The organism is Nocardia jejuensis NBRC 103114, assembly GCF_001613145.1.
In the GTDB taxonomy this organism is placed as follows: Bacteria; Actinomycetota; Actinomycetes; order Mycobacteriales; family Mycobacteriaceae; genus Nocardia; species Nocardia jejuensis.
Genome location: NZ_BDBU01000012.1, coordinates 124,870 through 141,877, shown reverse-complemented (window position 1 = coordinate 141,877; position 17,008 = coordinate 124,870). Strand labels below are relative to the sequence as shown.

General features: G+C 65.6%; 19 protein-coding genes. 8 read left to right on the top strand and 11 right to left on the bottom strand.

Annotated features, from left to right (window positions below):
• Positions 1–23: 23 nt before the first annotated feature.
• Complete coding sequence (locus NJ1_RS09530; RefSeq protein ID WP_067690500.1) at positions 24–284, bottom strand: hypothetical protein; 261 nt, start codon at positions 282–284, stop codon at positions 24–26.
• Positions 285–460: 176 nt separating this feature from the next.
• Between NJ1_RS09530 and NJ1_RS09525 the strand changes: the two genes are divergently transcribed.
• Entirely contained in the window at positions 461–1,048 is a 588-nt protein-coding gene (locus NJ1_RS09525) for a hypothetical protein (RefSeq protein WP_067690901.1), read from the top strand.
• Positions 1,049–1,088: 40 nt separating this feature from the next.
• Here NJ1_RS09525 and NJ1_RS09520 read toward each other — a convergent pair whose 3' ends face one another.
• The 6 genes from NJ1_RS09520 to NJ1_RS38880 all read right to left on the bottom strand — a co-directional run bounded on the left by NJ1_RS09520 (position 1,089) and on the right by NJ1_RS38880 (position 5,220).
• The gene (locus NJ1_RS09520) at positions 1,089–1,328 is read right to left on the bottom strand and encodes a hypothetical protein (RefSeq protein ID WP_157573863.1); all 240 of its coding nucleotides are present in this window, start codon (positions 1,326–1,328) and stop codon (positions 1,089–1,091) included.
• A gap of 231 nt (positions 1,329–1,559) precedes the next feature.
• Complete coding sequence (locus tag NJ1_RS09515) at positions 1,560–2,135, bottom strand: GNAT family N-acetyltransferase (RefSeq protein WP_067690495.1); 576 nt, start codon at positions 2,133–2,135, stop codon at positions 1,560–1,562.
• Between the two features lie 61 nt (positions 2,136–2,196).
• Positions 2,197–2,988 (bottom strand): DUF4333 domain-containing protein, encoded by a 792-nt coding sequence (locus tag NJ1_RS09510; protein ID WP_067690492.1) that lies wholly within the window; start codon positions 2,986–2,988, stop codon positions 2,197–2,199.
• Positions 2,989–3,278: 290 nt separating this feature from the next.
• Positions 3,279–4,346: an acyl-CoA dehydrogenase family protein gene (locus NJ1_RS09505; protein WP_067690490.1), complete on the bottom strand. Its 1,068-nt coding sequence runs from the start codon at positions 4,344–4,346 to the stop codon at positions 3,279–3,281.
• 359 nt (positions 4,347–4,705) lie between these two features.
• On the bottom strand, positions 4,706–5,056 hold the full coding sequence (locus tag NJ1_RS09500) for a recombinase family protein (protein ID WP_245717300.1): 351 nt from the start codon (positions 5,054–5,056) through the stop codon (positions 4,706–4,708).
• A complete protein-coding gene (locus NJ1_RS38880) occupies positions 5,053–5,220 on the bottom strand; it encodes a hypothetical protein (protein ID WP_157573862.1) in 168 nt (55 codons plus the stop codon). The genes NJ1_RS09500 and NJ1_RS38880 overlap by 4 nt, the downstream gene beginning before the upstream one ends.
• 138 nt (positions 5,221–5,358) lie before the next feature.
• Between NJ1_RS38880 and NJ1_RS09495 the strand changes: the two genes are divergently transcribed.
• The 4 genes from NJ1_RS09495 to NJ1_RS09480 all read left to right on the top strand — a co-directional run bounded on the left by NJ1_RS09495 (position 5,359) and on the right by NJ1_RS09480 (position 10,986).
• Positions 5,359–6,699, top strand: a complete 1,341-nt coding sequence (locus NJ1_RS09495) for a helix-turn-helix domain-containing protein (protein ID WP_067690487.1) — start codon at positions 5,359–5,361, stop codon at positions 6,697–6,699.
• Positions 6,692–7,405 carry a 2'-5' RNA ligase family protein gene (locus NJ1_RS09490; RefSeq protein ID WP_067690484.1) on the top strand — a complete coding sequence of 238 codons (714 nt, stop codon included), beginning with the start codon at positions 6,692–6,694 and terminating at the stop codon, positions 7,403–7,405. The genes NJ1_RS09495 and NJ1_RS09490 overlap by 8 nt, the downstream gene beginning before the upstream one ends.
• A 257-nt stretch (positions 7,406–7,662) precedes the next feature.
• Complete coding sequence (locus NJ1_RS09485) at positions 7,663–9,564, top strand: alkyl/aryl-sulfatase (protein WP_067690481.1); 1,902 nt, start codon at positions 7,663–7,665, stop codon at positions 9,562–9,564.
• A 60-nt stretch (positions 9,565–9,624) separates the two neighbouring features.
• The gene (locus NJ1_RS09480) at positions 9,625–10,986 is read left to right on the top strand and encodes a hypothetical protein (RefSeq protein ID WP_067690479.1); all 1,362 of its coding nucleotides are present in this window, start codon (positions 9,625–9,627) and stop codon (positions 10,984–10,986) included.
• Position 10,987: 1 nt separating this feature from the next.
• Here the strand turns inward: NJ1_RS09480 and NJ1_RS09475 are convergent, their stop codons facing one another.
• On the bottom strand, positions 10,988–11,860 hold the full coding sequence (locus NJ1_RS09475; RefSeq protein ID WP_245717299.1) for a hypothetical protein: 873 nt from the start codon (positions 11,858–11,860) through the stop codon (positions 10,988–10,990).
• Positions 11,861–12,197: 337 nt separating this feature from the next.
• On the opposite strand from NJ1_RS09475, the gene NJ1_RS09470 reads away from it, so the two are divergent.
• A complete protein-coding gene (locus NJ1_RS09470; RefSeq protein WP_218025158.1) occupies positions 12,198–13,577 on the top strand; it encodes a DUF1254 domain-containing protein in 1,380 nt (459 codons plus the stop codon).
• A gap of 137 nt (positions 13,578–13,714) precedes the next feature.
• On the opposite strand, the gene NJ1_RS09465 is transcribed toward NJ1_RS09470, so the two are convergent.
• The 3 genes from NJ1_RS09465 to NJ1_RS09455 are packed head-to-tail and all read right to left on the bottom strand — an operon-like array spanning position 13,715 to position 14,736.
• Positions 13,715–13,927 carry a hypothetical protein gene (locus tag NJ1_RS09465; protein ID WP_067690475.1) on the bottom strand — a complete coding sequence of 71 codons (213 nt, stop codon included), beginning with the start codon at positions 13,925–13,927 and terminating at the stop codon, positions 13,715–13,717.
• Positions 13,928–13,983: 56 nt separating this feature from the next.
• The gene (locus tag NJ1_RS09460; protein ID WP_067690895.1) at positions 13,984–14,295 is read right to left on the bottom strand and encodes an SHOCT domain-containing protein; all 312 of its coding nucleotides are present in this window, start codon (positions 14,293–14,295) and stop codon (positions 13,984–13,986) included.
• 15 nt (positions 14,296–14,310) lie between these two features.
• Positions 14,311–14,736, bottom strand: coding sequence for a DUF6325 family protein (locus tag NJ1_RS09455; RefSeq protein WP_067690470.1), 426 nt, complete (start codon positions 14,734–14,736; stop codon positions 14,311–14,313).
• Between the two features lie 125 nt (positions 14,737–14,861).
• Here NJ1_RS09455 and NJ1_RS09450 point away from each other — a divergent pair, with 125 nt between their 5' ends.
• Both NJ1_RS09450 and NJ1_RS09445 read left to right on the top strand, forming a co-directional pair.
• Positions 14,862–15,266 carry a DUF7144 family membrane protein gene (locus tag NJ1_RS09450; protein ID WP_067690467.1) on the top strand — a complete coding sequence of 135 codons (405 nt, stop codon included), beginning with the start codon at positions 14,862–14,864 and terminating at the stop codon, positions 15,264–15,266.
• A 4-nt stretch (positions 15,267–15,270) separates the two neighbouring features.
• Positions 15,271–16,944 carry a SulP family inorganic anion transporter gene (locus tag NJ1_RS09445; RefSeq protein WP_067690464.1) on the top strand — a complete coding sequence of 558 codons (1,674 nt, stop codon included), beginning with the start codon at positions 15,271–15,273 and terminating at the stop codon, positions 16,942–16,944.
• The last annotated feature ends 64 nt before the right edge of the window (positions 16,945–17,008 follow it).

The window sequence follows — 17,008 nt, the reverse complement described above, 5'->3', positions numbered from 1 at the left end:
AACTCGCTGCCGTCAAAGAAGAGTCAGCAGAAGGGAACGCCCACCGATCCATCCAGGCTGGTGTGGAACAGCACGCAGACCAGATGATTCAACGTCTGATAGGCAGACCCGGTGCGCGGCCCGAGAACCCCCGACGCCGAATCAGCAGACCCCATCGGAATGCCCTCGTCAACAGCCTGGATCCCGCTGACCGGCGTCGCCTGCGCGGTCCCGGCCAGCACCGCCATCGGCGCGCACAACGCCGCCGTGACGGCTATCGCTCCGACTATGCTCTTCGAATTCATGATGACCCCAATGCTTCTCGAATCTGGTGCGCGCCAGTATTCAACCCCCGCCCCACCCCCGACAGCCCCGACACTCGATGCCCCCATCTCCGGGGGCCCGGCGTGAACCGGGTGCAACGTCTACGTCTTCGGAGGCCGAAGCCGGACCTCGCGCGGAGATGCGCTTCACTGTCGATATGACCGAACTAAACAATGCCGCAGCACATCCCACCACACCGTGGTTGCAATCGTGCGTCGGAGCGGCAGCGCTGTGGCGCCCGACCGAATTGCCCGAGAGGCTCGAGCACGCGGCGAGCCGGACGTTTCTCGAGACGGTCGGCTATCCGGCGATAGCGTTGTCCGCCATCCGATTCGATGCCTCCGAGCTGCCGGTCAAGGGGCTGTGGGAGGAAGATCCGGACGAGCTGTTCGGACGCCGCGTACCCGATGACGACTCCGCTCCGGCGAAGTACTGCTATGGATTCGGTGTCTACGGCAACGATTACACGCTGATGCTCGACGGTGAACTCGGCGTCGTGGACATCTATGACCCGAGCGGCTGGGACCACGGCGAGGGCTACCAGGGTCGTGCCTTCGACTCCCTCGCCGAACTGGCCGGCTCGGTCGGCCTCATGGCTCGTCACCTCACCCGACTGGACGCGGGAGAGGACCCCGAAGCGGTTCTGTCCGCGCTACGAGCGTCACTGATCACGCTGGGCTGGGCCGGTTCCGGGTTCTGGATCAGTGCGTTCGAACATCTCGAGGAGGAGTACGGAGAGTTCTGAAGGCCGGTGCCGGAACACGGCACCGGCCGATCGATCCGACTCAGCCGACCCAGTTGCAGAACGCCGACTTCTGGCCGAGCAGGCACGGCAGCCACGCCGACCCGGATGCCAGCGAATTCGCCGACCCGGACGGCAAGGTGTCCTCTACCTGCTGCGCGTCGGCGCCGACAGTCGATACCTCCAGCGGAAGGCCCGGCGCCGCCATCGCGGGTGCGGCAGCGAACACCGCGCCGGCAAATGCCGCGCCTGCGATCAGTGTGGTAATTCCAAACTGCTTCATCGACAGTCCCTTTCGCTGATGCACAAGTTGTGCGGGCACAACGGTAGCGAGCGGACCCCCGTTCGTCTGCCGACAGTTGTTGTGCCCCGAGCAATGGGGGCACCACCCGCTACCGCGATTGGGAAGAGGCGTCTTCGCTGAACTTCTCCGAATGCGCCTGCGCATCAGTGATTCCGGTGTCGGCGTGGAACTCACTGCTGGGCAGCAGAATTCGAGTGTGTGCCTACCTGCTCATTCGAGGCTGCGAACCAAAACGTCGAAAGTCGGTGCATCCGCCCAGTCCGGTCGCATCGTTCCGACCTGCCGCCAGCCCCATCGTGAGTATCTGGCGTATGCGCGGGAATTATTCGGGTCGACCAACAGTGTGGCGCGTTGTTCGCCGCGGCCGTCGAGTAGTTCGTCGTGAAGCGCGCGTGCGATCCCTCGTCCGGAGTACTTGTCGCACACCATGATCTCGCTCAATGCGAAGGTGCGATCGCCTGTCTCGTGTGTGAAGGCGGCCAGGTCGATGCCTGTGGCATCGAGGTGAGACAGCCGCCACCAGACGGTATCCGGCATCAACGGCCAACCCCATGTTTGACCGACGGCTGTGCCGTCGAGGTAGGCGAAGACGAGTTCGAAGTCGCCCGCGCGTGCGGGGCTGGTGTACGCGTCGAAGCGGTGCATGAATTCCGCCGGTGCTTCGAAAGGGTCACCGGCGTCGATCGCCTCCACGTACGAGCGGCGAAAGACGTCCTCGACGGTCTCGCGCCGTTCGCGGGCTTGCGCGGCTGTCAGGTGCTCGAAACTGAGGTCGGCGGGTGTCATGCAGTGATCACTTTCGCGAGTTCCCCGACCGCACGGGTGTACGCGATCGAGCCAATGGTGTTCAGCTGGGGTCGGCTGACCTCCAGCCGCTCATGCTGAGGTCGGGGTCGTTGTTGGGGAAGAGTTCGAAGTAGATTTTGCCGTCTTCGGACTTGGTGGTGCGGACGGTGACATCGGTGCTGCTCTTGTCCGCGAGGACGGCTTTGCACTGGATGGAGTCGCCGGGGTTGCCGCGCAGCATGTTCGCGCAGCTGCCGCTGCTGGCGAGGAGGCTGCTCAGGTTGTTCATCGAGGAGAGGCCGAAGTGCTGGGACAGGTTGCGCGCCAGACCCGAAACGACAGACTCGACTGATTTCGCGTACAGCAGAGTGTCTTTCAGCGTGACGGACGACGCACCGTCGAGATTCGTGAGGTGGTGCTCGACTTCCCAGCGGGCACCGTTGGATTCGACGGCGGTACAGGTGCGAAAGGCATTGACCGCGAGCTTCTGGATACCGGTGCACTCCACCGCCTGGACAACGCCGCCGGTCTTGTTCTGAAGCGCCCGTGCGATGGACTTCTGCACCTGCGCGTTGTCCGCGAGCTTGTCGTCGAAGGTGGTGTCGTACGTGATCCGATCGCCGTCAACGGTTTTCACCACGGCGGTCATCAACCATTTCTCGTCGTTGCGGTCGATAGCGGTGCAGGCGGTCTTGGCCCCGGACTCGGCTTCGACGGCATCGCATTTCAGACTCTTCGCATCGGACCCGGCAGCGGTACGAAAGAATCCGCCGATCTCCTTCGCCACATCGCTGCCGCTGATCTCATCCGGCCCGAACAAGCTGCAACCCGATGCGGCGAGCACCGAGAGCACAACAATCCACCTACGCATTTCGGACATGTTACGAGAGGCTTGGCAAACCTGGAGCGCCGCGGGCGCTCCATGGGTGGCAACCCAACGATCGAATTCGTCTGTCTAACAACGGGTGCTGGCTCCACGATGGCGCGACAGGTGCTGAGGTCTATGAATCGGATGCCATACGCGGCGGTCGGATAGTCCAGTAGCCGACGTGTCTGTTCGCTCTCTGAGAATCGCCGCGTCAGGTTGTCGGGCGAAGTGGTGCGACCGGCATGATTCTGGTCGGCGCCGCGGCCAGCAGGGCGTCAGATGTGCTCGAATCGCGCCGTGCGCACCCGCGGCGAGAGTCCGCGTACCTGCAGGAACAGCGCCGCGCGGGCGCGCACCTGGGCGATATCGTCCGCCAGCAGGGCCTGCCCGCCACCGGCGATCAGGCCGGCCGTGGTCGCGCGCACCGCGAGCGCGTCGAGCCGGGCGCGCCACTGCGGTTCGGGCAGGGGAGTGACGGCGGCGTGCTCGACCTCGGCGGACAGCCGCGTCAGCGACGGTTCATCCGGGTGGGCGGCGAGGGCGTCGGCCAGTGCGGCGCGCGCGAGCCCGATCGGGCCCGGTGCGGGAGGTTTCGGCGGCTCGGCGGCGAATGGTGTTGCCGTGCGGCGCCGTTCGTTCGGATGCACGGTCCCGTCGAGGGCGTTCCACGCCTCGATGTCCACCACCTCGGTGATGTACTCGCGCGGTATGAAGTAGTCGCGCAGAATCAGCGAGACGGTGCGCGAGCCCGCCACGGCGGCCAGGTGCAGGCGTGCGGCCGTGATCCCCGGACTGGTCAGGTCGCCGATTCCGAAGACGTAGGTGGAGTTCTGTTCGTCCACCGCGCCCAGCCACGCGGTGTCCACCAGACCCCATCCCGAGAGCCAGCGCACGACGCCGTTGAAGTGATACCCACCGCTGACCTTGGTGGCGGTCGTGCTCGGCTTGTGCGGCCAGGATCGGATCTGCGCGAATCCCGCACCGCCGATTCGTTTTCCGGCGGCGAGCTCGGGAAGCAGTGCCAGCGCTTCGGGATTGCCGGACCCGAGTATCTGCCCGACCGGCCCCGAATGCTGGGTCACCGCGAGCGCGGTCGAGGGATCCGCGCCGAACAGCAGATCGTCGGCCGCGTTGCGTACCGCCGGCGGTATGGCCCTGCCGCTGAATTCCCTCGGAACGGACCAGGAGAAGTAGCCCACCTCGCGCAGCGCGTCGAGATGCGACCGCGGCACCTCGGTGGTGTCGACCTTCGCGGCGCGCGGTGCGATGACCTCGCGAACCAGCTGCGCGAACTCACGATAGGCGGGGTGTGCGGTGGGTGCCGTCACATGCTCGACGGTCATGGTGACTCCTCGGGACGCCGGGTCCGCTTCTGCACGCCGGACCCGGTCTGACTTGGGCCGGAACAGTTTTCGCGGTGGCGCCTCAGCCCGGGGGTACCGCTACGGCACAGGCCGTGGCCCGTCGCGTCCGCCCAAGGTAAGTCCGAACCGGCCCCGCGAACACGACTTACGGTCGCGGAAATTAAAAGCCGCGCCGAACGGCGCGGCCGTACCGTCTCGGGCACGGCTGCCCGAGCTCGGTCAGAGTGAGCGCGATCGCGACCGGCGTGACCTCGGCACACCACGAGGAAGCGCAAGATTGGAGCGTCGTCCTCCGAGCGCTCCCACGGCGAGTGGGAGGTGTGGCGCCGACGACGCATTCATCGTGATCCCATGTCCGCGGGCGCATCGGGCGGGATGATCCAGCGCGCATAGGTTTGTTCAGGCGACACAGTGATCACGTCCGCAACCGCTACCAATTCGGTTGGCACCTCCCCATCGAAGTGATCGGCGGATGGAACGATCACTGCTTCGGCCTCGCGTGTCTGCACGGTGTCGATCAGTCGCTGCACCGGATTTTCGGTGTAAGGACCTGACACGATGGTTTTCGCCAGTGTGTAACCAAGGCGCCGAGCCACACTGCGGATCTGGATCTCGTCCCACTGCTGACGCAGACCTGAGATGTCGCTGCGCACATAGCCGATGGCCGCAGGAATTGTCAGCATGATCATCCGGCCGGGACGAACGTGGCGTTCGAAAGCTCGGCCGCGCGCCGGGCTTCGATGTCGGTCACCCACGGTCCGCGGCGGTGACGCGGGAGCTCGCGGTCAATGCGATTCGAGATGAACACTGCCGCGTACATCACGGCGGTCAAGATGACGAGCATGGTGTCCACGGCGATGCCTCCGGGCGGTTGCGAGTGGCGAAAACATCTGTGCTGCTTAGAGGAAACGCCAGCCGGTTGGTTGCGAGAAGGTGGCAAGTCTGTGGGAATACGACTTGCCACCCGGTGCTCATCGGCAACAATGAGCGAATGGGCAGGGGCACCGATGATCCGGCTACCGAGGCCGACCGGCAGCCGTCGACCATCGCTCATGAGCTGGCGCGCGAAATCAAGCGGCGCAGGATCGCGGCCGGCCTCAGTCAGAGAGTGTTGGCGACCAGAGTGGGGTACTCGCGCCAGTACGTCTCGATGGCTGAGTGGGAGGATGCCAACCTTCCCTCTCCGGAACTTGTGTCGGCCATCGACACCGCGCTCGGTGCTGAGGGTGCGCTGATCGGACTGCGTGGCCAGATACGAACGGAGAAGAAACACCGACGTGGCAGCGCGGCACTCGCTCCAACAGATGAGCGGATATGCGAGCCGTTCGGCGGCGAGTCCGTCGACGCCACCGATGTGCTCAGGCGAATTCACCGGTTGAACAGGTCCGTCGATCCTGAAGTCGTGCATCACCTGGCGACAAGCACCCTGGCTATCATCGAAAATTACGAGGATGCCGACCACGCCGAGCTTGTTCCAGCCCTGAACAGACAGCGAGCGTGGCTTAACGAGTTGGTCGAGGACTGTGCGCATCCACGACAACGCGCGAGTTTGTTCGAGGTGGCCGGACAGACCTCAGGACTGCTCGGGTATCTGGCCGTCGGACGTGGTGAATTCTTACTTGCCCGTGCGTACTGCCTGGAGGCCTTCACTCTCGGCGACTTCTCCCAGAACATGGTGCTGCGAGCATGGGCACGTGGTCTGCAGAGCTTCTGCGAGTACTACGCCGGCCAGTACCTGGACGCGCTCCGCTACGCGGAAGACGGGTTTGCGTCGGGTCAGCCGAATTCGCAGACCGTTCGCCTCATGATCAACGGCGCGGCCCGGGCAATGGGCAAGCTCAATGACGCCGAGGGTGTCGAACGAATTGTGGATGCCGCGTTCGATGTGCTCGCGCGCAGCGACGCACCCGACGGCATGCCCTCGAGCGTGTCCCTGGGCTGCTACAGCCCTGCCCAGACTGCGGGCAACGCGGCAACCGCATACGTGTCGCTGGGCAGGCCGGACAAGGTGGCGGAGTACGCGAGATTGGCCATGCCCGAGATCAGCAGATCAGGGTCGCCGTGGAGTCGATCGCTGGTAGCGATCGACATGGCCCATTCACATATCGGGGCCGAGCAGGGCGATCCGGGCTACGCGGCAGACTTGGTATTGGGCGCGCTCGATACGTCTGCGGGCAAGCCGGTCGTGTCGGTGCGCAAGCGGGCCGCGGAGTTCGTTCGTGACGCCCGACGCCAGTGGGGAGCGCTGGAGAAGATAGCTGCGGTGCGTGATGCGGTCATGGCACTGAACAGCGGTGCGGTGCTGAGCAATACGGAAGGGCAGGATGGGTGATTCGACTGGCGGCCGCTTCGAGGACGTGCAATGGCTCAGAAATCATTGGTCGCGTGCGACGAGCCGACGCGGGTACTACTGGTTCCTGACGTTCGAGGACGCACCGGAGCTTCACTCGCTGGCCAAACACTGTCAGGAGGCGATCGACTTCTCGTACTACGACCCGGTTTCTTCCGAGGGTCTCCATATGACTCTGGACCGGATCGCGTACGAAGGGGACCTCGATGTTGATCAGGTCAACGCAATCGAGATTGCCGCGAAGCAGTCGTGCGAAGCCATCGAGCCGTTCGCCCTCACGATCGGCGAACTGGGCGGCACTCAGGGTGCGGTCGGTTTCGACGCAGGCCCAGCTGAGCAGATTCGGCATCTTCGCAATGCCGTGCGGTCCGCGACTCGAACCGCCCATCCGGATGCGCCGGTCAAGCCGGGCGAGTTATATCCCCACGTCACCATCGCATATGCCAATTCTGACGGGGTTCACGCGGGAGATGTAGCCGCGTCTGTAGCTGGACTCAATGCCGAAATTCAGACAGTGGAAGTATCGGTCCAGCAGGTGGCGCTTGTTCTCTTGGAGCGCCGTCGATGCTCGTACAGTTGGCAGGTTCTCAGTCGAATCCCGTTGCCCCACATCGACCGAGCCATCCGAAATCCTGCGCCGGTCGTTTCTGATGAGGCCACGCTAGATGAGGAACGCCGCCAGTCCTGAGGCGTTGCTGGGTTCGTGCTGAAGCAGGTCGTGCTGCTGGTTGCCCAGACGGGGTTATGGGGCTCGCGTAGAAGTGCTCTCCAAGAAGCTCGATACGAACGAGCAGTGGATGGATCTCGCTGTCTCGAACGATCGCAAGGTCGAAATGCCCGGGTCCGAGAGTTTCCACGACGTATCGATTTCGGCAGGGAGGACAATCATCAGTTTCACCCGTTTCGGGTGAACCGTCCCGCCGGTCGTCGTCGCAGACTCTCGATATGGCTGCGACCCCGAAACCGGCATCCGAGTCCATCGTCCGTCAGAACAAGGCGCTCCTGGATCGGTTGCCCTTCTCCGACACGCAGGACTTCGAGGACGCCACGCGAGGCTTGGTCGGCCGGCGTCAACCCAATGCGGTCACCGCACCGGACGGAACCGTGTTGTGGGACAACGACACCTACGCCTTCCTCGACGGCGATGCCCCCGACACGGTCAATCCCAGCCTGTGGCGGCAATCCACACTTGCCGCGATCGAGGGATTGTTCGAGGTCGTGCCCGGGGTCTATCAGGTGCGTGGCTTGGACCTGTCGAATACCTCGTTCATCGAGGGCGATGAGGGCGTCGTCGTGGTGGACACCCTGCTATCGGCGGAAACCGGGGCCGCGGCACTCGAGCTGTACCGCACGCACCGCGGTGACCGGCCGGTCAAGGCGATCGTCTACACCCATTCGCACGCTGATCACTTCGGTGGTGTGAAGGGTTTCGTCTCCCAGCAGCAGGTCGATGACGGTGCCGTGAAAATCTTCGCACCCGAGGGTTTCATCGAGCACTCGGTGTCGGAGAACGTGTACGCCGGAACCGCGATGAATCGGCGCGCGGCATACATGTACGGCGCGGCGCTCGCACGGGGTCCGCAGGGTCAGGTCGGCGCCGGATTGGGGCAGACGATCTCCACCGGTACCGTCTCGCTGATCGCGCCCACCGATTTCATCACCACCACCGGCCACGAAGAAACGGTCGACGGGGTGCGGATGATCTTCCAGATGGCGCCCGATACCGAAGCGCCCTCGGAGATGCTCGTCTACTTCCCGGACTTCAAAGCGCTGTGCGCGGCCGAGGACGCCACCCACACCTTCCACAATCTGCTGACCCTGCGCGGCGCGGTGGTGCGCGACCCGCACGGCTGGGCGGGCTACATCACCGAGACGATTGATCTGTTCGGCGGGGAAGCGGAAGTCGTGTTCGCCTCGCACCACTGGCCGGTGTGGGGCAACGAACGAGTGCGGGAATTCCTCTCCACCCAGCGTGACCTGTACGCCTACGTGCACGATCAGACGCTGCGGTTGATGAACAAGGGTCTGACCGGCCCCGAGATCGCGGAACAGATCCAGTTGCCGCCGTCGTTGGAGAAGGCCTGGTCCGCACACGGTTACTACGGTTCGCTCAGCCACAATGTCAAGGCGATCTACCAGCGTTATCTGGGCTGGTTCGACGGCAACCCGGCAAGTCTGTGGGAGCACACACCGGTCGAACAATCCAAGCGGTATGTGGACTTCATGGGTGGGTCGGACGCGGTGGTCGGCAAGGCCCGTGAATCGTTCGAGAGTGGTGACTTCCGTTGGGTCGCACAGGTTCTCAACCATGTCGTGTTCGCCGAGCCCACCCATGCCCAAGCTCGCGAGCTACTGGCCGATACCTATGAGCAGCTCGGGTACGGGTCCGAGAACGGCACCTGGCGCAACTTCTACCTCTCGGGTGCGACCGAATTGCGCGAAGGTCAGTTCGGGACTCCGACCGAGACCAACGCGCCGGACGTTCTCGCTCAGCTGTCACCCGCGATGTTGTTCGACGCCATCGCGATTCAGGTCGACGGCCCGAACGCGTGGGGCGAAACGCTCTCGATCGATGTCGTGCTGTCCGATACCGATCAGCGCTATCGGCTGAACCTGGCCAACGGCGTGCTCACCTACAGCGACCGTCCGCAACCGGGCTCGGCCGACGCGACGCTGACCACCTCGGGCAAGACCCTACCGGCGCTGGTATTGGGCGGGTTGTCCGCCGACAGTGTCGCGAAATCCGGGAGCAGCCTGTCCGGCGACAGTTCTGTGCTGGCTCGGCTTCTGGCCGTGCTGGATCCCGGTGACAAGAACTTCGCGATCGTCACCCCGGAAACGCCCTAGCGGGCAGAACATCGCACCGACCTCGAGTGATGGGCACCCCCGACGAAGAGGCAGATTGTCATGGAGGCCGAGGACCCGGACCGTCCACTGGAGGAGACCGAACGCGAGGAGCTCACGCGCCTGCGCGGTGAACTCGAGATCCTGCGCGCCGAGCGGACTCCCGATACCGCAGGCGCCGTCGGTGTTCCCCAGCTCGGACGGCGGTCCGGACTTCGCTGGACGGGCGTGGCACTGCTGTTGATTGTTGTTGCCGTGCTGGGACTTTCGTCGGTCCTGGCACGGTTCGCTCGTGGTGAACTGCTCGATACGGACCGCTACGTGCAGACCGTGACACCGCTGGGATCCGATCAGGAGGTGCGCGACGGGCTCGCGGACCGGATCACCGACGCGATCATGGATCGCCTGGATGTGGAAAACGTCACCGCCACGGCGCTGACCGCGATCACCGAGAGCGCCCCGCGCGTCCCGCCGGCCGTTGTCGGCCTGGCGCCGGTGGTCCAGGAGCAGGCCGAGCAGTTCGTGCACGAGACGGCGGAGTCGGTTCTTGCCTCGGATGATTTCGAGGCGCTGTGGATCCAGGTGAACCGGCAGGCGCATCGTGGGGTCGTCGCGGTGCTGAACGGGGACACGCGCGCCGCAGTGGGTATGGACGAGGACGGCACGGTGAGCGTGTCGCTGGGGCCGATCATCGACAAGGTGCGCATCGCGCTGACCGAGCGCGGATTCACCTTCGCCGAGCGGGTGCCCGCGATCGACAGATCGTTCGTGTTGTTCCGGGCGCCGGAACTGGTCACCGCGCAGCGGTGGGTGTCGGTCCTGGATCGTGCCGCCGGCGTGCTGCCGTGGGCGACCTTGCTCGTGGCGGCGGGGGCGGTGTGGGCGGCGCCCAAAGGTGCACGCCGACGAGCATTCTCGGGGGTGGGCGTCGCGTTGGCGGTGGCCATGGCGCTGCTGGCGGTCGCGCTGGGTATCGGGCGGTCGGAGTACCTGCGAGCGATTCCGGCGGACGTGCTCTCGGCGCCGGTGGCCGCGACGCTGATCGACGCGGTGCTCGTGCCGCTGCGGACCACGATGCGTGCGGTGTTCGTTCTGGCCGTGGTGATCGCGGCTGCCGGGTTCCTCACCGGGTCTTCCCGGAGCGCGGTCGCGATTCGCGGCGCGTACACCCGCACGGTCGCCAGGGCACGATCGCATCGCGAGGACCGGGAGCCCAGTGCGATCGAAGCCGCTATCGGGCGTTTCCGGGGCCCGTTACGGGCGGGCATCGTCGCCTTGGCCGCGATCACCCTTGTCTTCTGGCGTTATCCGACCGGACTGGTGGTGATCGTGACGGTGGTCGTTGCCATCGCGGCACTGCTGGTGGTGGAGCTGCTCGGCGGGCGGCCGGGAGACGCCGCGGACGCCACAGTCGAAGAGGGTTGATTCACAGCTGATCTCGTGGACCGGCGTCCGGGCCCCGCAGGAAGCGGCCGACGAACGTTTCGTCGGCCGCGAAGGAATTGACCACCGAGGCCGCGCCGACGATCGCCATCGACATGATGAAAAGCCAACTGACCGAGGTGAACGCCAAGCCCAGCGGCCCGAAGTGCTGCTGGGCATTCGCGGTCATCCGCGGCAGTGCGATGCGCCCGGCGACATGCACGGCGGTCAAGCCCACGGCGGTCACCAGGCCGGTGGCCCACAGGAAGCGACCGGTCAGCGCACCCTTGGTGAGCAGGAACGGCGCGAACGCCCACACCAGCGTCCACACGATGATTTCCCCGATCAATGCCAGGGGGCGCCCGGCATACTGCACGTGCGACAGGTCTCGGGTCTGCCCGACGAGTCCGACCGACAGTGCCACGGCCAACAGCGCCGCGAGCCATCGCCAGGCATCGCGCGGCCCCATCGACGGCACCTGCCACACCGCCCCGTACACCCGCCCCAGCGCGCGGGCGAACGAGGTGCCACTGAGCACGACCATCAGCAGGCCGACCACCCCGAAGGCGGCGAACGAGGGATCGGTGGTGTCCGCCTCACCGACGGACAATGATTGGGTGTCGAAACCGAACTGGTCGCTAATGGTGTCCGCGGCGGTATGCCAGCCGCTGAACACCGACGCGGCGATGATCACCGGCAGCACCGAGGTGAAGATCTGTGCCGCGAGCGCCAATGCCCGATCCACGATCTGGATCTCCACCAACCCGTCCACGATCCGCCACAGGGTGCGCCCCACAGGCGTCGCGCGCAGCCACCCCGTAGCCCCCTCGGCGCGCGCCATCGACGCCTGACGGGAGTGCGCCACAAGAGATTTCACCGAGCGCACGGGAGACCGCCGGGTGGCAGGGACTCCGACACGATCATCTGCTGCTCCTCGGTTCGACGTTCGGCCGATCACGGTGGTCGAAGAACTCGGTGCGGTGTCACCGGTGCGCCTCACCAGAGTTGTCGGTCCACGGCGGTGGCCGCCTCGCCTGTCCCGGGTGAATTCGGCGCCCCGACGCCGATCAGCTCTCCTTCGCCGGTGATCTGTCTCGTATGGCTGGGAGTGTGGCCGTTCGGCCGGACGCTCGGCTTCACCCGTTGTGGGTGAGGTGGAGGTCAGGATGCGCCTCATAGCGTTGTGTCGACGATCCGGCGGACGGGAGCGAGCGATGGCGCACGAGGGATACGAGTTCGACGGCGGCTATCCGGGACCGGAGACGGTTGCGCGGGTATACGACGAGATCGACCTCGCCCGGGCGGTGTCGGCTTACCGGCTGTTCTATCCCACCGTCTCCGGACTCGCGATCTTCAAGGGCAACAACGCGATCGGAGTGCTCGAGAATCGTGTGTTCGGCACCCTGCAGACGGAGCCGAAACATGTCGGGTTCACGCTCAACTCCGATACGCCGTACGCGCCGCTGCTGCTGGATCTGCGCGACGGGCCGCTGGTCATCGAACTACCACCGGGGCCCCTGATCTGCATCGCGATGGATCTCAACCAGCGCTGGGTACTGGATATGGGCCTGCCCGGCCCCGATGCCGGACAGGGCGGCAGGCATCTGCTGCTGCCGCCCGGCTACGACGGGGACATCCCGCAGGGCTACTACGTCGGCCGCTCGACCACCTACCGGGTGCTGGGCGGAATCCGATCGCTGCCGGTGGGCGGTGACGTGCCGGGGGCGCTCGAAAGGCTCACCACCGTCACGGTGCGACCGCTGGATCCGGCACGGGAGTTCCCTACCCCGACCTGGCTGGACCTGACGCCGGGCCCACAGGATTCGACACCCCTGGCGTGGGAGAACAACCTGGGCTACTGGCGGGCTCTGCACGAAGCGATCGACAGCGAACCCGCCCTGCCGGAGTTCCACGTCGCCTACGGGGATCTCGCCGCGCTCGGTATCGCCGCGGGCCGCCCGTTCGAGCCCGACGCCCGCATGACCGAAATCCTCGAGCGCGCCGCGCTGATCGGCAATGCCCAGCTGCGCGTGCAGTCATTCGCCGACCGCAGGCCCGACCGAGTGGTGTGGCCCGATCGCCAATGGGAATGGGCCGCACTGAGATTCGAGAACGGTGACTTCGAGCAGCCGGACCGGCTCGACGTCGAAGCCCGGGAAAAGTGGTTCTACCAAGCCATCGGCGCCTCACCCGCCATGTTCCGCCGCGATACCAAGGCCGGATCGCTGTACTGGCTCGGCCAGCGCGATGCCGCCGGCGCCTATCTCGAGGGCGGCCGCACCTATCGGCTGACCGTCCCGCAACCGGTCCCGGGCTCCCTGTTCTGGTCCGTCACCGTCTACGACGCCCGCACTCGAAGTCAGATCCGCACCGATCAGGACAAGGCCGTCCTCAGTTCGCTGTTCGACTTCCATGATTCCACCGGCAGTGATCCTATCGACCTGTACTTCGGTCCCACCGCCCCGGCGGATGCCGGAAACCGCTGGATCCAAACGCTGCCCGGCACTGGCTGGTTCGTCTACTTCCGCATCTACGGCCCCCAGGCGCCCGCATTCGACGGTAGTTGGAAGCCTGGCGATTTCGAGCAGACCTAGCCTGGCCGCCGATCGACGCACCGACAGGGCATCCCGGTCGATGTGCCGACGGGAAGCAAAACCGTCGGCCCGCGACGACGACGCTCGACATGGCTGACGCCGCCGGGAGACCTTCCGGCGGCGTCAGCAAGGGAAAGCTACGGCCAGCACCAATCCAAGGTGGCCGATCCGGGCGTCGGGATGTGGACACAGATGTTCACCCAGATGTAGGGCGCGTCGACATTCGTCCTCAGTGGTTGATCCACGTTCGACGTCACCGGCTGCTCCGCCGATGCGGACGGCGCGGCGAGGAGAACGACGGGGACGGCCAGTGCGGCGACTGTCGCCGCGCGCGCGATTCCTGCGAGCATTTCTTGTACTCCTTCACATAGAGGGTCGACCGCGAAGCGTGCGCGAGCGACTCGGCTCAGCCGAGCAGTTGTGCTTTGGCAGCGGCGAATTCCGCGTCCGAGAGAGCGCCCGACGTGTGCAGGCTGCCGAGCTTCTCCAAACGCGACACCAGATCGTCACCGCCCCCGGGCGGCGCCGCGGCCGGAACCGGAGCGGCCGGGTAGGGCTGAGCCTGCTGCGCGGCATACGCCTGCTGTTCGGCGCCGCGCTGCTGCGAATGCCGGTTGACCGCGTTCGCGGTGGCGTTCGCGGTGCCGGCGATCACCGCGGTGCGGGCCACGGTGCCGAGCAACCCGGGGCGTCCGATCCGGCCTCTGCGCATGATCATGTGCTGCAACCTTTCTCAGGAGGCGGCCAGGGCGGCTTCGACGCTCTCGCGCGGCACCTGGATGTGGAGGGTGAGTTCACCGTCGGCGCTCCGGACGGTATCGGCGAGTGCGCGCGCCCAGGTCTGCTCGTACACCACCACGATCGCCGAGGTGCCCGCGCGCATGGTGCCGCGCACCACGTCCAGGTCCTCGTCGCTGATCAGTTCACGCGAGTCCACGCTCAACCCGCTCAACCCGATGTCGTCGAGGGGCTCGTCGATCTCGACCTCGGTCAGGTAGCCGTTGGTGTCCTTGGACAGATAGATCAGATCCAGCACCGTGGCATACCCGCGATCGACCACTTCGCTGAGCGCGGCCCGCACTGTCGTGTCGACGCGGGTGCCGGGGAAGGTGAGCACGACCAGTTCGACCGGTCCCAGGTTCGATGATGATTCGGTCATCGGCTGATGGTGCCGCCCACCCCCACTCACGCACCTCACCCGAAACGGATGAAGCACACGAGAGTGGGACTCGCCCATGATCGCGGTACGAGAAGCGGCGAGCATTGCGCGAAAGGAGTGCCGTCATGGCGAGCCATTCGACCGATCACTCTGCACGGCAGGTGTTCTCAGCGGGGACCTCGGTCGTGGCGGCGATCTTGCTGCTCACCGCCGGTGCGGTGTCGCTGTTCCAGGGGATCTCCGCGGTTCGCAACGACGACCTGCTGGTCGTCGGCATGGACTATCTCTACGAACTCGACACCACCACCTGGGGGTGGATCCACGTGGTGGTGGGCGTGATCCTGATGATCAGCGCCGGCGGCCTCGTCACCGGCACCCGGTGGGGGAGATCGGCGGCGATCACGATCGCGGGGATCTCGATCGTCGCGAATTTCCTGTGGTTGCCGCACTACCCGTGGTGGTCGATGTCGATCATCGTGCTCGATGTCGTCGTCATCTGGGCGATCGCGATGTGGCGTCCCCAATTCTGATGCTATGAGGTCACTTTCGAGTCGTGTGCGTGCGTTGCTGCCTCGCGAGCGATTGACCAAACGCGATCTGGTGGCCGGGTTGCCGGGCGCGATCGGCAGTGTTCCCGATGGGATGGCCGCGGGTGTACTGGCCGGTGTCAGCCCCGTGTACGGGCTGTACGCATCCATGGCCGGGCCATTGTTCGGCGGAATCGGAACCAGCACCCGGTTGATGATCATCACCACCACCAGCGCGTCGGCGCTGGCGGCCGGATCGGCGCTGACCGACGTGGACGAGAAGGACCGCCCCGCCGCACTGGTGCTGCTCACCCTTATCTCAGGTGTGGTGATGGTGCTGGCCGGAGTGCTGAGACTCGGTCGCTACACCCGCTTCGTCTCGCATTCGGTGATGACCGGGTTCCTGCTCGGCATCGCGGTCAATATCGTCCTCGGACAGTTGCCCACGCTCCTGGGAGCCCCGGCCGAGGGGAGTGTCGCGGCGCAGAAGGCCGCGTATGTACTGATCCACCCCTCGGGCACCGATGTGCCCTCGCTGATCGTGGGTCTGCTGGCGCTGACGCTGATGGTCGTGATCGGGCGCACCCGCGCGCGGTTGCTCGCGTCCCTGGGCGCGCTGCTGGTACCGAGTCTGCTGATGTGGGCGCTGCGCTGGGATTCGGTCAGCACGGTGTCCGACGTGGGTGCCATCCCCACCGGAATCCCGCTGCCGGCGATACCGCACCTGGGCCTGCTGACACCGTCATTGGCGGGGGCCGCCGGGGCGGTGGCGGTGATCGTGCTGGTACAGGGCGCCGGAGTGGCCGAAGCCGCACCGAACTCCGATGGCTCACGCTCCCGACCCGATCGCGACTTCGCCGCGCAGGGCATCGGCAACGTCGCCTCGGCGCTGTTTCGCGGGATGCCGGTGGGTGGGTCGGTGGGGCAGACCGCGTTGAACGTGGCCGCGGGAGCACGCACCCGGTGGGCGTCGATCTGGACCGGGCTGTGGATGCTGGCGATCCTCGCGGTGTTCGCCGGGATTGTCGGGAAAGTACCGATGCCCACGCTGGCGGCAGTGCTGATCATCGCTGCGGTCGGATCGCTGGATCCGCGCCGTTATCAGGGCATCTGGGGGAGCGGCGCGATCTCGCGCATCGCGTTGATCGTCACGTTCGTCGCGACGTTGCTGTTGCCGGTGACCATCGCGGTCGGGGTGGGTGTGGCGTTGTCACTGTTGATGCAGCTCAATCAGGAAGCCCTCGACCTCGACGTGGTCCGCCTGCGCGTGGAAGGCAACGACCTGGTGGAGACCGTCACACCGAAACGCTTGTCCGACAACGAGATCGTAATCCTGGATGTGTACGGCAGCCTGTTCTACGCGGGCGCGCGCACCCTGCAGGCCCGCCTGCCCGATCCGGTCGGCGCGCGCTCACCGGTGGTGATCGTGCGATTGCGCGGGCGAACGACCGCGAGCGCCACATTCCTGGCCGTGATCGCGGACTACGCGCGTCGCTTGGAGGAGGTGGACGGGCAGCTGTACCTCAGCGGCGTCGATCCGAGCATTCGTCAGTTGTGGACCGATGACCTGCTTTCCGTACAGGGAGTGCGATTGGAGTTCTTCACCGCCACTCCCATTCTGGGAGAATCGACCTTGTCCGCGTTCGCTCAGGCCCGCGTGCATTTGCGGCAGCGGAACTGACAATTCAGGTCAAGCTCTGCGCCCTGCGGCCCAGGAAGTCGACCGAAGCGATCTACAGGCTGCG

Bases quoted from the DNA above. Each gene is read 5' to 3' on its own strand.
- NJ1_RS09530 (WP_067690500.1), bottom strand. From the start codon at position 284: ATGAATTCGAAGAGCATAGTCGGAGCGATAGCCGTCACGGCGGCGTTG.
- NJ1_RS09525 (WP_067690901.1), top strand. From the start codon at position 461: ATGACCGAACTAAACAATGCCGCAGCACATCCCACCACACCGTGGTTG.
- NJ1_RS09520 (WP_157573863.1), bottom strand. From the start codon at position 1,328: ATGAAGCAGTTTGGAATTACCACACTGATCGCAGGCGCGGCATTTGCC.
- NJ1_RS09515 (WP_067690495.1), bottom strand. From the start codon at position 2,135: ATGACACCCGCCGACCTCAGTTTCGAGCACCTGACAGCCGCGCAAGCC.
- NJ1_RS09505 (WP_067690490.1), bottom strand. From the start codon at position 4,346: ATGACCGTCGAGCATGTGACGGCACCCACCGCACACCCCGCCTATCGT.
- NJ1_RS09500 (WP_245717300.1), bottom strand. From the start codon at position 5,056: ATGATCATGCTGACAATTCCTGCGGCCATCGGCTATGTGCGCAGCGAC.
- NJ1_RS09495 (WP_067690487.1), top strand. From the start codon at position 5,359: ATGGGCAGGGGCACCGATGATCCGGCTACCGAGGCCGACCGGCAGCCG.
- NJ1_RS09490 (WP_067690484.1), top strand. From the start codon at position 6,692: ATGGGTGATTCGACTGGCGGCCGCTTCGAGGACGTGCAATGGCTCAGA.
- NJ1_RS09485 (WP_067690481.1), top strand. From the start codon at position 7,663: ATGGCTGCGACCCCGAAACCGGCATCCGAGTCCATCGTCCGTCAGAAC.
- NJ1_RS09480 (WP_067690479.1), top strand. From the start codon at position 9,625: ATGGAGGCCGAGGACCCGGACCGTCCACTGGAGGAGACCGAACGCGAG.
- NJ1_RS09470 (WP_218025158.1), top strand. From the start codon at position 12,198: ATGGCGCACGAGGGATACGAGTTCGACGGCGGCTATCCGGGACCGGAG.
- NJ1_RS09465 (WP_067690475.1), bottom strand. From the start codon at position 13,927: ATGCTCGCAGGAATCGCGCGCGCGGCGACAGTCGCCGCACTGGCCGTC.
- NJ1_RS09460 (WP_067690895.1), bottom strand. From the start codon at position 14,295: ATGATCATGCGCAGAGGCCGGATCGGACGCCCCGGGTTGCTCGGCACC.
- NJ1_RS09455 (WP_067690470.1), bottom strand. From the start codon at position 14,736: ATGACCGAATCATCATCGAACCTGGGACCGGTCGAACTGGTCGTGCTC.
- NJ1_RS09450 (WP_067690467.1), top strand. From the start codon at position 14,862: ATGGCGAGCCATTCGACCGATCACTCTGCACGGCAGGTGTTCTCAGCG.
- NJ1_RS09445 (WP_067690464.1), top strand. From the start codon at position 15,271: ATGAGGTCACTTTCGAGTCGTGTGCGTGCGTTGCTGCCTCGCGAGCGA.